The organism is Pseudolabrys sp. (assembly GCF_035943735.1).
Lineage (GTDB): Bacteria > Pseudomonadota > Alphaproteobacteria > Rhizobiales > Xanthobacteraceae > Pseudolabrys.
In genome coordinates, this window is the sequence record NZ_DASZBV010000015.1 from 22408 (window position 1) to 35535 (window position 13128).

At 66.8% G+C, this 13128-nt stretch carries 10 protein-coding genes; 4 read left to right on the plus strand and 6 right to left on the minus strand.

Going from position 1 to position 13128, the window contains the following annotated elements:
* The 4 genes from VGV41_RS07915 to VGV41_RS07930 form a co-directional block, all read right to left on the minus strand.
* Positions 1-462, minus strand: a complete 462-nt coding sequence (locus VGV41_RS07915) for a DUF6163 family protein (RefSeq protein ID WP_326863255.1) — start codon at positions 460-462, stop codon at positions 1-3.
* Positions 459-1526, minus strand: a complete 1068-nt coding sequence (locus VGV41_RS07920; RefSeq protein ID WP_326863256.1) for an enoyl-CoA hydratase/isomerase family protein — start codon at positions 1524-1526, stop codon at positions 459-461. The genes VGV41_RS07915 and VGV41_RS07920 overlap by 4 nt, the downstream gene beginning before the upstream one ends.
* Before the next feature lie 182 nt (positions 1527-1708).
* Complete coding sequence (locus VGV41_RS07925) at positions 1709-3178, minus strand: DUF4403 family protein (protein ID WP_326863257.1); 1470 nt, start codon at positions 3176-3178, stop codon at positions 1709-1711.
* Positions 3179-3364: 186 nt separating this feature from the next.
* On the minus strand, positions 3365-4504 hold the full coding sequence (locus VGV41_RS07930) for an acyl-CoA dehydrogenase family protein (protein ID WP_326863258.1): 1140 nt from the start codon (positions 4502-4504) through the stop codon (positions 3365-3367).
* Positions 4505-4630: 126 nt separating this feature from the next.
* Between VGV41_RS07930 and VGV41_RS07935 the strand changes: the two genes are divergently transcribed.
* From VGV41_RS07935 to VGV41_RS07950, 4 genes are all read left to right on the plus strand, one after another.
* Entirely contained in the window at positions 4631-6151 is a 1521-nt protein-coding gene (locus VGV41_RS07935) for an FAD-dependent oxidoreductase (RefSeq protein ID WP_326863259.1), read from the plus strand.
* Positions 6152-6407: 256 nt separating this feature from the next.
* Entirely contained in the window at positions 6408-7472 is a 1065-nt protein-coding gene (gene hemB, locus VGV41_RS07940) for a porphobilinogen synthase (RefSeq protein ID WP_326863260.1), read from the plus strand.
* A gap of 80 nt (positions 7473-7552) precedes the next feature.
* Positions 7553-9865 carry a xanthine dehydrogenase family protein molybdopterin-binding subunit gene (locus tag VGV41_RS07945; protein WP_326863262.1) on the plus strand — a complete coding sequence of 771 codons (2313 nt, stop codon included), beginning with the start codon at positions 7553-7555 and terminating at the stop codon, positions 9863-9865.
* A 109-nt stretch (positions 9866-9974) separates the two neighbouring features.
* On the plus strand, positions 9975-10805 hold the full coding sequence (locus VGV41_RS07950) for an FkbM family methyltransferase (RefSeq protein WP_326863264.1): 831 nt from the start codon (positions 9975-9977) through the stop codon (positions 10803-10805).
* A 3-nt stretch (positions 10806-10808) separates the two neighbouring features.
* Here the strand turns inward: VGV41_RS07950 and VGV41_RS07955 are convergent, their stop codons facing one another.
* Together VGV41_RS07955 and VGV41_RS07960 are read right to left on the minus strand one after the other, a co-directional pair.
* Positions 10809-11555 (minus strand): phosphoadenylyl-sulfate reductase, encoded by a 747-nt coding sequence (locus VGV41_RS07955; RefSeq protein WP_326863265.1) that lies wholly within the window; start codon positions 11553-11555, stop codon positions 10809-10811.
* A gap of 302 nt (positions 11556-11857) precedes the next feature.
* Positions 11858-13081, minus strand: coding sequence for a threonine ammonia-lyase (locus tag VGV41_RS07960; protein ID WP_326863266.1), 1224 nt, complete (start codon positions 13079-13081; stop codon positions 11858-11860).
* Positions 13082-13128: the final 47 nt, after the last annotated feature.

The window sequence follows — 13128 nt, forward strand, 5'->3', positions numbered from 1 at the left end:
TTAAGGCGGGTGTTCCTGCGCCGCCTTGAGTGCGAGATAGAGATACAAGCCCAGCAGCGCCGCCTCGAGCAAGCCGGTCAGGAAGCTGGCGCCAAACACCTGCGGGAAGAACACCTCCAGCGCCAGCATCGAGGCGACCGACATCAGCCAGATCACCGCTCCCCAGGCGGCGGCGAGCCACAGCCCAACCGCGGCGACGAGATCGATCACGGCGAAGAACATCGTCGACGCCTGCCAGGCGATGGAATGGTATTCGAACAGGTTGCCGCCGGTGCCGATGCCGATCAGGTGCGCCCAGTGATAGAGGCCCTTGAGCATCGACAGGCCGGCCATCACGCGCAGGAACATGACGAGCCGGCGCGTCCACAGGCTGGCGCCCTGATCGCCGTCGTGCTCGTGCACCGGCTCGAGGTTACGCAGGTCCTCTTCGTCGCGGCGCGCTTCGGTCCTGGTCACCATCATGGCAGCGGCAGCTCGCCTTCGGCGCGGGCTGCGAAATGCCGCTCGACCTCGGCCTCGCTCACCTCCGCGAGGCTCGCCGGCCGCCAGCGCGGGGCATTGTCCTTGTCGACGATCACGGCGCGCACGCCCTCGTAGAAATCATGACCATGGATGACGCGCGAGACTATGCGGAATTCGGTGCGCATGCACGCGGCGAAGTCGAGCGCGCCGCCGCGGCGCACCTGCGCCAGCGCCAGCTTGAGGCTGAGCGGCGACTTGGTGCGCATTGTCGCGGCGGTCTTGCCGGCCCATTCGGCATCGCCGCCGCTCGATACCGCCTCGGCGTCGAGCGCGGCGAGGATGGCGTCGACGCTCGATCCCGCAAACAGACGGTCGATCACGCTTTGGCGCGCCGCGATCGGCCCCTCCCCCGCCGGCTCGGCAAAGGCGGCGAGCACGGCGTCGACGGACACGGTGCCGGTCAGGCCCTCGACCAGCGCCGGAAAGCGCGCCGAGGGAATGCGGTGGGTGGCGATGCCGGCGGCGACACTATCGGCCGCATTGAAGCGCTCGCCGGTCAGCGCGCAATACGTGCCGAGCTCGCCCGGCATGCGCGGCAGGAACCAGGTGGCGCCAACGTCGGGGAAGAAGCCGATGCCGACCTCCGGCATGGCGAAGGAGAAGCGGTCGCCGGCGACGCGATGCGAGCCGTGCACCGACACGCCGACGCCGCCGCCCATGACGATGCCGTCGATGAGCGCGACGTACGGCTTGCGGTAGTTCTTGATCAGCGCGTTGAGCGGATATTCGTCGCGCCAGAACGAAAGCGCTTCTTCGTATTGGCCGGCCTTGCCCAGTTCATAGAGGGCGCGGATGTCGCCGCCGGCCGAGAACGCGCGCCCACCCGCGCCCGCGATGACCACGCGCGTAACGGCATCGTCGTTTGCCCAGGCCTCGAGCTGCGCCCGCAGCGCATGCACCATCGCATGCGTGACGGCATTGAGCGCCTGCGGCCGGTTGAGCGTGATCAACCCGGCCGCGCCGCGGCGCTCGAACAAAATCTCGTCGCTGCTGAAATCGGTCACGCGCTCGCCCGCCTCCACGGAGAGCCGGTGGTAGCCCGGCCGGCGCGCCGTGCGCAACTGTATGTCGGGCGCGCCCGCGCGAGCTGTGCGAGGGGCTCGGTGTTTATGCATCCGCATCGGCGACGCGCAGAGTTGCGTGCCGCTCGACACGCCCTGCTTTGCGCGGCGTCAATAAGTCAAGGTCACGGTGTCACGACCGCGTCCAAATGGCCTTTGACGGCGTAGAAGGCGTGCACTCCGTCAGAACCAATCCATATCTGGCCCGGACCGAAGCGTGTGATACTGCCGGACAGCTTCAGGTCTGGACTGATGGTGCGATTCATCGCGCCTTTCAGGCCAATATACGCCTGTTGCAGTTCACGCGATACATCCCATCTAGCGGCACTTCGCAGTTGTGCTCGCAGCCGGCTATGGAGTAGCCAGTCACCCAGCTTTATCAAAACGTTCTTGGTCTCGACCGTGTAATCGAGATCGTTGATGACAACGCGGCCGCCGACCCTACCATTTGTATTTTTGATGAATTTCGGAGTGCCGACGAAATACAAGGTCCCGTGCGTCGCGCCGTCCACCGTAACTTCCAGAACCAGTTGGGGCCCGTTGCTGCGCACCTGAATATCGGCAATGCGGACATATGCGTCGTTCAGCGGCCACTTCGGACTGATCTGATAATACTTATCGACGAACAATTCACGCAGCCGGCGGGAAAGCTCGGCATGGGTCATTTCTGCTTGAAGATAGACGGAGAACTCACGCGGAACCGGGCCGTTGCCGATCGGTGGAAGCGGAGAAGGGAAAATGCTGATCGGCGCACCGCCGATGTCAATGCGCGGTTCAGCTTGGAGCGAAATCGGTAATGACAGGTATTGTCCAGCATCAGTGATCCTTGGCTGCTCGACGGACACACCGTTCGGGTTGATGGTCAGCCACGAGTTCTGCCCAAGATCGATTGGCTGTTGGAGCGCCGACCAGATCGCTCCCGCTTTCGCCTGCATATTCGACCTGGTCCTGACCGCGCTGTTGGCCTTGTCGGCAAATTGCTGCAAGGCGCCGTTGGTGGCGCTGGCGAGCGCTGGCGTCACGTTAAAGTTGAGGATCGTTACTTGACAGAGATTGCCCGGGGTAACATTCGGGCTCAATTGCGCGTCGAGATACCAGTCGGGCATTACTCTCACGGGACCACTCAGGCCGACATACATTTCGCGCGCCGGCTGGCCGTAGCCGCAGCTCGCGACCTCGCCATATTGTGTAAAGCCTACTTTGAAATGGTACAGGAGATGCGCGGTCGCACTAAAATTTGAATTATTGAATTGCACGTTCACGGGATCCCAGCGCCACACGCTGCCCTCCCAGCCTACGTCCTTGCCGGCAATCTGGCCGAACACGTTCCATGCGTTCTCACGCTGAAGGATGAAATGACCGTCCTGCTCCGTGCCCTGGCAGGCAGGCGGCGTGCCGCCGCAGCGCGGAAGCGCCCCGTCAATCTCGTTCACGATTGCCGGCCAGGACGTCTTCGCGACAGCGGATACCTTGGAAATCGGCAATTTCGGCGCGGGCTGGTCCGGCAAACCGGGCGGACCACCGGGATTGATTTGAGCGCAGCCGGAAAACACAAGACAGACCGCCAGCAAAGCTGGCCCGAAATACGCGCGCATACCCGCCCCCAACACCCGTCAATTAATGTAGACACGGTTTCGGGATACCGTCAATTGACTGTGGAACGGGTGTGCGATCCGGCCCTACCAATGCACAGCATTCGGAAAGCCTATGCTCACGACTACGATCCTATAGCTGCCGCAGCAGATATGTCCAAACCGACACTCGGGTGAGGCGACGACGCGCTACTGCTGAAGCATCGCGCGGGCGATGATCACCCGCATGATCTCGTTGGTGCCCTCGAGGATCTGGTGCACGCGCACATCGCGCAGCACGCGCTCGATCGGGTGGTCGCGCAGATAGCCGTAGCCGCCGTGCAGTTGCAGGCAGCCATTGACCACCTCGAAGCCGACGTCGGTGGCGAGGCGTTTGGCCTTGGCGGCGAGCGGCGTGGCGCCGGGTTCGCCCCCGGAAACGGCGACTGCGGCGCGATGCAGCAACAGCCGCGCAGCGTCGAGCTCGGTGGCGTAATCGGCGAGGCGGAATTGCAGCGCCTGGAAGTCGGCGAGCCGCGTGCCGAACTGGCGGCGCTCCTTCATGTAGTCGATCGTGCGGTCGAGGCAGAACTGCGCGCCACCGAGCGAGCAGGCGCCGATGTTGAGGCGGCCGCCGTCGAGGCCGGCCATGGCGATGCGGAAGCCCTCGCCTTCGGCTCCGATCAGGTTCTCGACCGGCACGCGGCAATTCTCGAACAGCACCATCGCCGTCGGCTGCGTCTTCCAGCCGAGCTTCTTCTCCTGCGCGCCGAAGGACAGCCCGGGCGTGCCCTTCTCGACCGCGATGCAGGAGATGCCGCGCGGGCCGTTCTCGCCGGTGCGGGCCATGACGAGGTAAAGGTCGGAGCGGCCACCGCCGGAGATGAAGGCCTTGGCGCCGTCGAGCACGTAATGATCGCCGTCGCGGCGCGCTTTCGTCGTCAGGCTCGCCGCGTCGGAGCCGGCGCCGGGCTCGGTCAGGCAGTAGCTGCCGAAGTGCTCCATGGTGCAGAGCTTGGGCAGGAAGCGCTGGCGCTGCGGCTCGCCGCCGTAGCGGTCGATCATCCAGGCGACCATGTTGTGGATGGAGAGATAGGCCGCGGTCGAGGTGCAGCCTTGCGCCAGTTCCTCGAAGATCAAGGCCGCGTCGAGCCGTGTCAGGCCGGAGCCGCCGAACTCGTCGCGCACATAGATGCCGGCGAAGCCGAGCGCGGCGGCGGCGCGCAGCGCCTCGACCGGGAAGACCTCGCCCTCGTCCCAGTCGCGCGCATGCGGCATCATCGCCTCGCGGGCGAACTGCCGCGCCGTCGCCTGGAAGGCGCGCTGTTCCTCGGTGAGGGAGAAGTCCATGGTCCGGCTGGCTTAGCAAAGCGGCCGGGATGTCGGCAACCGCGGCGCTCCCTGGCCGTTGACGGAGGGAATTTTGCGCGCACTCGCGCGTCCAATAAAGGTGACTGACCCAAGGGAGGAGCGATCATGGCCGAGGACGACAAAGGACCCGATCTCGCAAAGGGCATTCCCTCCGGCGACCTCAAGGAAGGGGCGATGCTGGCCGGCCATGTCGGCGACGCCAAGGTGCTGGTGGTCCGCCGCGGCGGCACGGTGTCGGCCCTGGCAGCCGAATGCACGCATTATCACGGGCCGCTGGCGGAAGGGCTCGTCGTCGGCGACACGATCCGCTGCCCCTGGCATCACGCCTGCTTCTCGATTGCCACCGGCGAGGCGCTGGCGGCGCCGGCGCTCGATCCCCTCGCCTGCTACGTGGTGAGCGAGAGCGAGGGCCGCATCGTCGTCGGCGGCAAGAAAGAGCAGCCGAAGCCGGCGACGATCGGCGGCTCCGGCCGCATCGTCATCATCGGCGGCGGCGCCGCCGGCTTGGCCGCGGCGGAGATGCTGCGGCGGCGCGGCTTTGCCGGCGACGTCACCATGCTGTCGAACGACAGCGACGCGCCGGTCGACCGCCCGAACCTGTCCAAGGACTATCTCGCCGGCAGCGCGCCGGAGGACTGGGTGCCGCTGCGCGGGCCGGACTGGTACGAGACGAACAAAATCGCATTGAAGCTGAAGGCGGAGGTCACCGCCTTCGATCCCAAGGCGAAGACCGTCACGCTCGCCGACGGCGGCTCCCTGCCCTACGACAAATTGCTGCTGGCGACCGGCGCCGAGCCGGTGAAGCTGCCGGTGCCCGGCGCTGACTTGCCGCACGTGCATGTGCTGCGCTCGTTCGACGACAGCCGCCGCATCGTCGCCGCCGCCAAGGACGCGAAACGCGCCGTGGTGATCGGCGCGAGCTTCATCGGCCTCGAGGTCGCCGCCTCGTTGCGCGCGCGCGAACTGGAGGTGCACGTCGTTGCGCCGGAGAAGCGACCGCTCGAAAAAGTATTCGGCCCCGAGCTCGGCGACTTCGTCAAGCGCCTGCACGAGGAGCACGGCGTCGTGTTCCACCTCGAGGACACGGCGACCGCCATCGCGGCCAAGCAGGTGACGCTGAAGAGCGGCAAGACGCTTCCCGCCGATCTCGTCGTGGTCGGCGTCGGCGTGCGCCCGCGCCTTGCGCTGGCCGAGAAGGCCGGGCTTGCGATCGACAAGGGCGTCCGCGTCGATCAGTACCTCATGACCAGCGCGCCGGACGTTTACGCCGCCGGCGACATTGCCCGCTGGCCGGACGCCTATACCGGCGCGCAGATCCGGGTCGAGCACTGGGTGGTAGCCGAGCGGCAGGGCCAGACCGCGGCGCTCAACATGCTGGGCGAGAAGACGCCGCACCGCGCGGTGCCGTTCTTCTGGAGCCAGCATTACGACGTGCCGATCAATTATGTCGGCCACGCCGAGGGCTGGGATGCCATCGAGATCGACGGCGACGTCATGAAGCGCGACTGCCTCGTCCGCTACCGCAAGGGCGGCAAGGTGATGGCCATCGCCTCGATCTACCGCGACAAGCAGTGCCTCGAGGTCGCCGCCGAGATGGAACGGCAGGCGGGCGGTCGAGCGTCCTGAGATGAACTCCCTCTCCCCCCACGCGCAGCGTGGTGGGGAGGGGTCAGGGGGGGGCAGATGCTGTCGCGATGCCGAGCGGCAAAAAAAACGAAGCACCCCCCACTCCGGTTCGCAATCTCACGCGATTGCGAACCGACCCTCCCCACCGCTGCGCGGGGGAGGGTTAAGCAGCGCCCGCGCGTTCCATCTTCATGCTGACGCGCGGGTAGCGGGGTCGCGCCGGACGGGCTAAAAAGGCGCCGTTCGGAGAACTGCCATGGCGATCAAGTTCGGCCGCCCCCTCGAGCGGTCTGTCGGCTTCGTGCCGGTCACGCATGACGACGCGGGCCCCGCCCCGCTCGACCTCACCATCCGCATGCGGCGCAACCGCCGTGCCGACTGGGCGCGGCGCATGGTGCGCGAGCATGTGCTCACCACGAACGACCTGATCTGGCCGCTGTTCGTCATGGAGGGCGACAACGCCCGCCAGCCGGTCGCCTCGATGCCTGGCGTCGAGCGGCTGTCGGTCGACGAGATCGCCCGCGAGGCGGCGCGCGCGGCGAAGCTGACGATCCCCTGCATCGCTTTGTTCCCCTACACCAACCCCTCCTTGCGCGACGAGACCGGCAGCGAGGCGCTCAACCCCGACAATCTCGTCTGCCGCGCCATCCGCGCCATCAAGAAGGAGGCGCCGGACGTCGGCGTGCTCTGCGACGTGGCGCTCGACCCCTTCACCAGCCACGGCCATGACGGCCTCATCCGCGACGGCGAAATCCTCAACGACGAAACGGTCGCCATGCTGGTGAAGCAGGCCTTGGTGCAGGTCGAGGCCGGCTGCGACATCATCGCGCCGTCCGACATGATGGACGGCCGCGTCGGTGCCATCCGCAAGGCGCTCGACGCCACCGGCCACACCGACATCTCGATCATGGCCTATGCGGCAAAATACGCCTCCGCCTTCTACGGGCCGTTCCGCGACGCGGTCGGCTCGGCCAAGACGCTGACCGGCGACAAGCGCACCTACCAGATGGATCCGGCCAATACCGACGAGGCGCTGCGCGAGGTCGCACTCGACATCGAGGAAGGCGCCGACATGATCATGGTGAAGCCGGGCATGCCCTATCTCGACATCTGCGCGCGGGTGAAGGAGACGTTCGGCATGCCGACCTTCGCCTACCAGGTGTCGGGCGAGTACGCGATGATCATGGCGGCGGCGCAGAACGGCTGGCTCGACGGCGAGCGGGCAATGACCGAAAGCCTGATCGCCTTCAAGCGCGCCGGCTGCGACGGCATTCTCACGTATTTCGCGCCCCGCGTGGCGGAGCAATTGAGCAAAGGCTGAGATCGAAGGCTTCGGGCAGTTTCCCTTCCCTCACCGGCCCGGTGAACAACGACAATTCAAGAATAAAGAAGGCAAGACCAATGGGTGAATTCGCCATCGGACAAGGCGTGTCGCGGTTCGAGGATCCGCGTCTGTTGCAGGGCGGCGGCCGCTATGTCGACGACGTCAAGCTGCCGGGCATGGCGCACGGCGTCGTGCTGCGCTCGCAGTATGCGCATGCCAAGATCAAATCGCTCGACGTCAGCGCCGCGAAGCAAGCGCCGGGCGTGCTGGCGGTGCTCACCGCGGCCGACTTCAAGGCGGCCGGCTGGGGCGACCTGCCGATCCCCGGCGGCTTGAAGCGCCGCGACGGCTCGCCGATGATCAAGACGCGCTATCCGATCCTCGCCGAGGATCGCACGCGCTGGATCGGCGACCCCGTCGCCTTCGTCGTCGCCGAAAGCGTGGCGCAGGCGCTCGACGCCGCCGAGCGCATCACTGTCGACTACGAGCCGCTGCCGGCGATCACTTCCACCGAGGACGCCGCCAAGCCGGGCGCCGTCAAGGTGTGGGAGGACGCGGCCGACAACGTCGGCTTCGTCGAGCTGGTCGGCAACAAGGAGGCGACCGACGCCGCCTTCGCCAAGGCCGACCACGTCGTCAAGCAGAAGTTCGTCATCAACCGCGTCACCGCCGCGACCATGGAGCCGCGCGGCGCGGTCGGCGACTACAACATCGCCGACGGGCGCTACACGCTGTACACCGCGATCCAGCGGCCTCATCCGACGCGCACCGACTTCTCCAAGCTGATGAAGGTCCCGGAGAGCAAGATCCGCATCATCACCGGCGACACCGGCGGCTCGTTCGGCATGAAATCGCCGGTCTTCAACGAAATGCCGCTGGTGCTGCTGGCCTCGAAGCTGACCGGCCGGCCGGTCAAATGGATCTCGACGCGCACCGAAGCGTTCCTGTCCGACGCGCAGGCGCGCGACAACGTCACCGAGGCGGAGCTGGCGCTGGCCAAGGACGGCACCATGCTCGGCTTCCGCGTGAAGACGATCGCCGCCATCGGCGCTTATCTGCAGACGGCGATGCCGGCCTTCTTCCTCAACGCCGGTTCGCTCGCCGGCACCTACAAGACGCCGGCGATCTTCGTCGACATCACCGCGGTGTTCACCCACACCAACCCGATCCGCCCCTATCGCGGCAACGGCCGCCCGGAGGCCGCCTTCGTCATCGAGCGCATGGTCGACTGCGCCGCCGACGAGCTCGGCATCGATCCGGCCGAGCTGCGCCGGAAGAACTACGTGCCGCCGAGCGCGATGCCGTACAAGACGCCGCTGACCTTCACCTGGGACTGCGGCGAATTCGAAAAGAACATGGATCTCGCGCTGGCGATGGCGGATGTGAAGGGCTTCAAGGCGCGCAAGGCCGAGTCGGCCAGGCATGGCAAGCTGCGCGGGCTCGGCATCTCCAACACCATCGAGCGCGCCGCCGCCGCCAGTCTCGAAGGCGCCGAGGTGCGCTTCGACCGCGACGGCACGGTGATGCTGTTCTCCGGCTCCAACAACCAGGGCCAGGGGCACGAGACCACGTTCAAGCAGATCGTCTGCGACCGGCTCGGCGTCGATCCGCACCAGGCGCAGTACATCCAGGGCGACACCGACCAGGTGTTCTTCGGCGAAGGCACCGGCGGCTCACGCTCGGCGACGCTCGCCGGCTCCGCCTTCCATCTGGCGACCGAGAAGGTCGTCACCAAGGGCCGCGCCATCGCCGCGCACATGCTGCAGGTGGCGCCGGAGGACCTCCGTTTCGAGGACGGCGTGTTCTCGACCAACAAGACCAACCGCACCCTCTCGATCAAGGAGCTCGCCGCCGCCGCGCTCGAGCCGAAGAACCTGCCGAAGGACATGGAGCCGGGCCTGTCCGCCACCGGCGTCTACAACGCACCGATCGCCAACTATCCGAACGGCTGCCACGTCTGCGAGCTGGAGATCGACCGCGAGACCGGCGAGGTGCAGATCGTGCGATACAATGTCGTCGACGACGTCGGCACGGTGATCAACCCGCTGCTGCTGCACGGCCAGATCCAGGGCGGCATCGCGCAGGGCGTCGGCCAGGCGCTGATGGAGGACATCCATTTCGACGCCGAGGGCCAGCTCGTCACCGCCTCGTTCCAGGACTACGCGATGCCGCACGCGCACAACCTCCCCGACATGGAGGTCGAGGCCAATTCGGTGCCGACCAAGACCAACCCGCTCGGCGTCAAGGGCGCCGGCGAAGCCGGCTGCGTCGGCGCGCTGCCGGCCGTGGTGAATGCCGTGGTCGACGCGCTGTCGGAGTTCGGCGTGCGGCACATCGAGATGCCGGCGACGTCGGAGCGCATCTGGCGGGTGATCCAAGGCAAGGCCTGAGCGCAAGCCGGTCTATACTGGAGCAGTGATTCGGCCGGCGTTGCCGCCGGCCGAATCATTTGCGTCCAGTTCGGCGCGTTCCGCCGGTCCCCGAATCGCAGAGAGACTAATGCTCCAGCCCGCGCGCAAGCTCGCCTTCGTGCTCGCCTCGTCGAACCACGGCGCGATGATCGTCAACCGCCTCGACTACCGGACGGACAATACCGGCCGCGGCGACGGCGTCGGCTTCAAGATCCTCGATCAGGGCGCCTACGACGCGATCGAGGTCGAGCTGGCGGTAAAACTCTTGATGCTGCGCCGGGAATTCCACGGCAACGGCGTGGTCGGCGTCGACTGCGGCGCCAATATCGGCGTGCACACGATCGAGTGGGCCAACGCCATGAACGGCTGGGGCGAGGTGATCGCCATCGAGGCGCAGGAGCGGCTCTACTACGCGCTCGCCGGCAACATCGCGCTCAACAACTGCTTCAACGCCATCGCCGTGCACGGCGCCGTGGCGGCCGAGCCGGGCGTCGTCAAGATGCCCTGCCCCAACTATCTCACGCCCGGCAATTTCGGCGCGCTGGAATTGCGCGAGCGGCCGGACAATGAGGACATCGGCCAGCCGATCGACTACGGCGAGGACAAGCTCGTGCCGGTGCAGAAGGTGCCGCTCGACGCGATCGGTCTGGCACGCGTCGATCTCATCAAGATCGACGTCGGCGGCATGGAACTGGAAGCGCTCGCCGGCGCGCAGAACGTCATCGACACGCACCATCCGGTGCTGCTGGTGTCGGGCGTGAAGACCAGCCGCGAATTGCTGCACGCGTGGCTCGCCGTGCACGGCTACGAGGTGGTCGAGGCCGGCCCCAATTTGCTTGGCATCCACGCCAGCGACCCGGTGCGCACGCATCTGCGCCCGAGCGCACCGGCGCCGGTGCAGGCGTCGTCGGCGGCGTAAGGCTCAGCCGCAGCCGGCGAGCTCGCGGCGGCGCGCGCGCGGCAGATGCAGGCCGCATTCCTTGGCGCCGTTCGTCTCCCACCACCAGCGGCCGTTGCGCTCCGGCTCACCCGGCGCAATCGCGCGCGTGCACGGCGCGCAGCCGATCGACACGTAACCCTGGGCGTGCAGCGCATTGATCGGCACATCGGCGGCGGCGATGGCGTCGAGCACCTTCTCGCGCGTCCAGTCGAACAGCGGATTGACCTTGAGGATACCGCGGCTGTCGTCGACGGCAATGAGACCGGCGTCGCGGCGCACGTCGCTCTGGTCGGCGCGCGCGCCGGTGATCCAGGCCTCGGCATCGCCGAGCGCGGCATCCAGCGGCCGCACCTTGCGCGCGCCGCAGCAGGCATGACGCGCCTGTTTCGAATCGTAGAAGCCGTCGATGCCGTAGCGCGCCACCATGGCTTCGAGCGCGGCGCGCTCGGGATAGATCGCGTGAATACGGCGGCCGTAACGCCGCTCGGTCCCCGCCCACAGGGCGTAAGTCTCCGGAAACAGCCGGCCGGTGTCGAGCGTCACCACGTCGATGTCGAGGTCCTGCTCGCACAGCCAATGGAAGACGAGCTGGCCTTCGACGCCGAAGCCGTGCGTGAACACGATGCGGCCGGTGAGCGCGCGGCGCAATTCCGCCAGGCGCTCGGCCGGCGCGAGCCGCGCCAGCAACGATGACAGTTCGGAAACGGACGGACGAAGGCGTTCGAGCATGCGACACACAAACGGCCGCAAGCCGCTTGCGTCAAAGCAAAAATATCATTCGCCGGAAGCGCCCACGTCCATTACCGCTATCGCGGCGCGGCGCAAATTGCGAGAACGCCATGCTGCAAATCGCTCGTTCGCCAGGAGCAAGAATGCGGTTGCCGAACGCGCGATTCACGTACGGCCATGCCACCGTGCGCGATCGCGCGAGAACAACGTTATCCGGCGGAGCGATTTCTTCTCGCGCGGCCGCCGCACGCGGCATGCGCATTGCGCAAATCGCCGCCGGATGAAACGCCGGTTCGCGCCGCTCACTCCATCGCCGCGCCGGTCTCGATGCGCACCGGCTGGTAACCGTCCGCGGCCATGGCGTTGATGACATCCTCGGCATGCGCGGCGTCGCGCGTCTCGACCGTGACGTCGAGCTTGGCGCCCTTCGCCGGCACGTCGAGAAACAGGCGGCGGTGATCCACCTCGAGAATGTTGGCTCCGAGCTCGCCGAGCCGCGTCGCGATCTGGCCGAGCACGCCAGGGCGGTCGGGGATGGTCAGGCGGAAAGAGACGATGCGACTGTCACGGTCGAGCTCGCGCACCATGATGGAGGCAAGGATGCGCGGATCGATGTTGCCGCCGCAGAGGATCAGACCGACCTTGCGGCCCTTGAAGCGGTCGGGGCGCGCCAGCATCGCGGCCAGCCCGGCCGCGCCTGCTCCCTCCGCCATCGTCTTCTGCAGCGTCAGATAGGCATTCACTGCCCGCTCGAGCTCCGCCTCGTTGACGAGGATCACCTCGGAAACGAGTTCGCGGATGACCGGCAGCGTCAGCTTGCCGACATTCTTGACCGCGATGCCCTCGGCGAGCGTCGGGCCGCCGATCGGCAGGCTCGCGCCATTCAGCGCGTTCCACACCGCGGGATAGAGCGTGGCTTCGGTACCGACGATGTCGATCGACGGCTTCAGCGCCTTCGCCGCGACCGCATTGCCGGCGATGAGCCCGCCGCCGCCGATCGGGATCACCAAAGTGTCGAGACCCGGCTCGTCCTCGAGCATCTCCAGCGCGATGGTGCCCTGCCCGGCGATGATACGCGCGTCGTCGTAAGGGTGCACGAGGGTAAGCCCGCGCTCGCTCTGAATCTCTTCGCAGCGCGACTGGCATTCCGACACGCTCTCGCCGTGGAGCACCACTTCGGCGCCGTGCGACCTGGTCGCCGCCACCTTCACGAAGGGCGTCGTCACCGGCATCACGATCACCGCCGGGATCTTCAGCCGCGCCGCGTGATAGGCGACCGCCTGGGCATGGTTACCGGCCGAAATGGCGATGACGCCGCGCCTCCGCTCGGCCTCGCTTAAGGAGGCGAGCTTGACCAGCGCGCCGCGGTCCTTGAACGAATTGGTGACCTGGAGATTTTCGTATTTGACGAAAATCTGCGCGCCGGTCAGCGCCGACAGCTTCGGCGCCGGCAGCATCGGCGTGCGCAGCACCGTGCCGGCGATGACGCCGCGGGCGGCCTCGATATCCTTGATCGAAATGCTCAAATCCGCTTCTCCGTCAGGGGGCGTACCATGCCGCAGGTCGCCGCCGC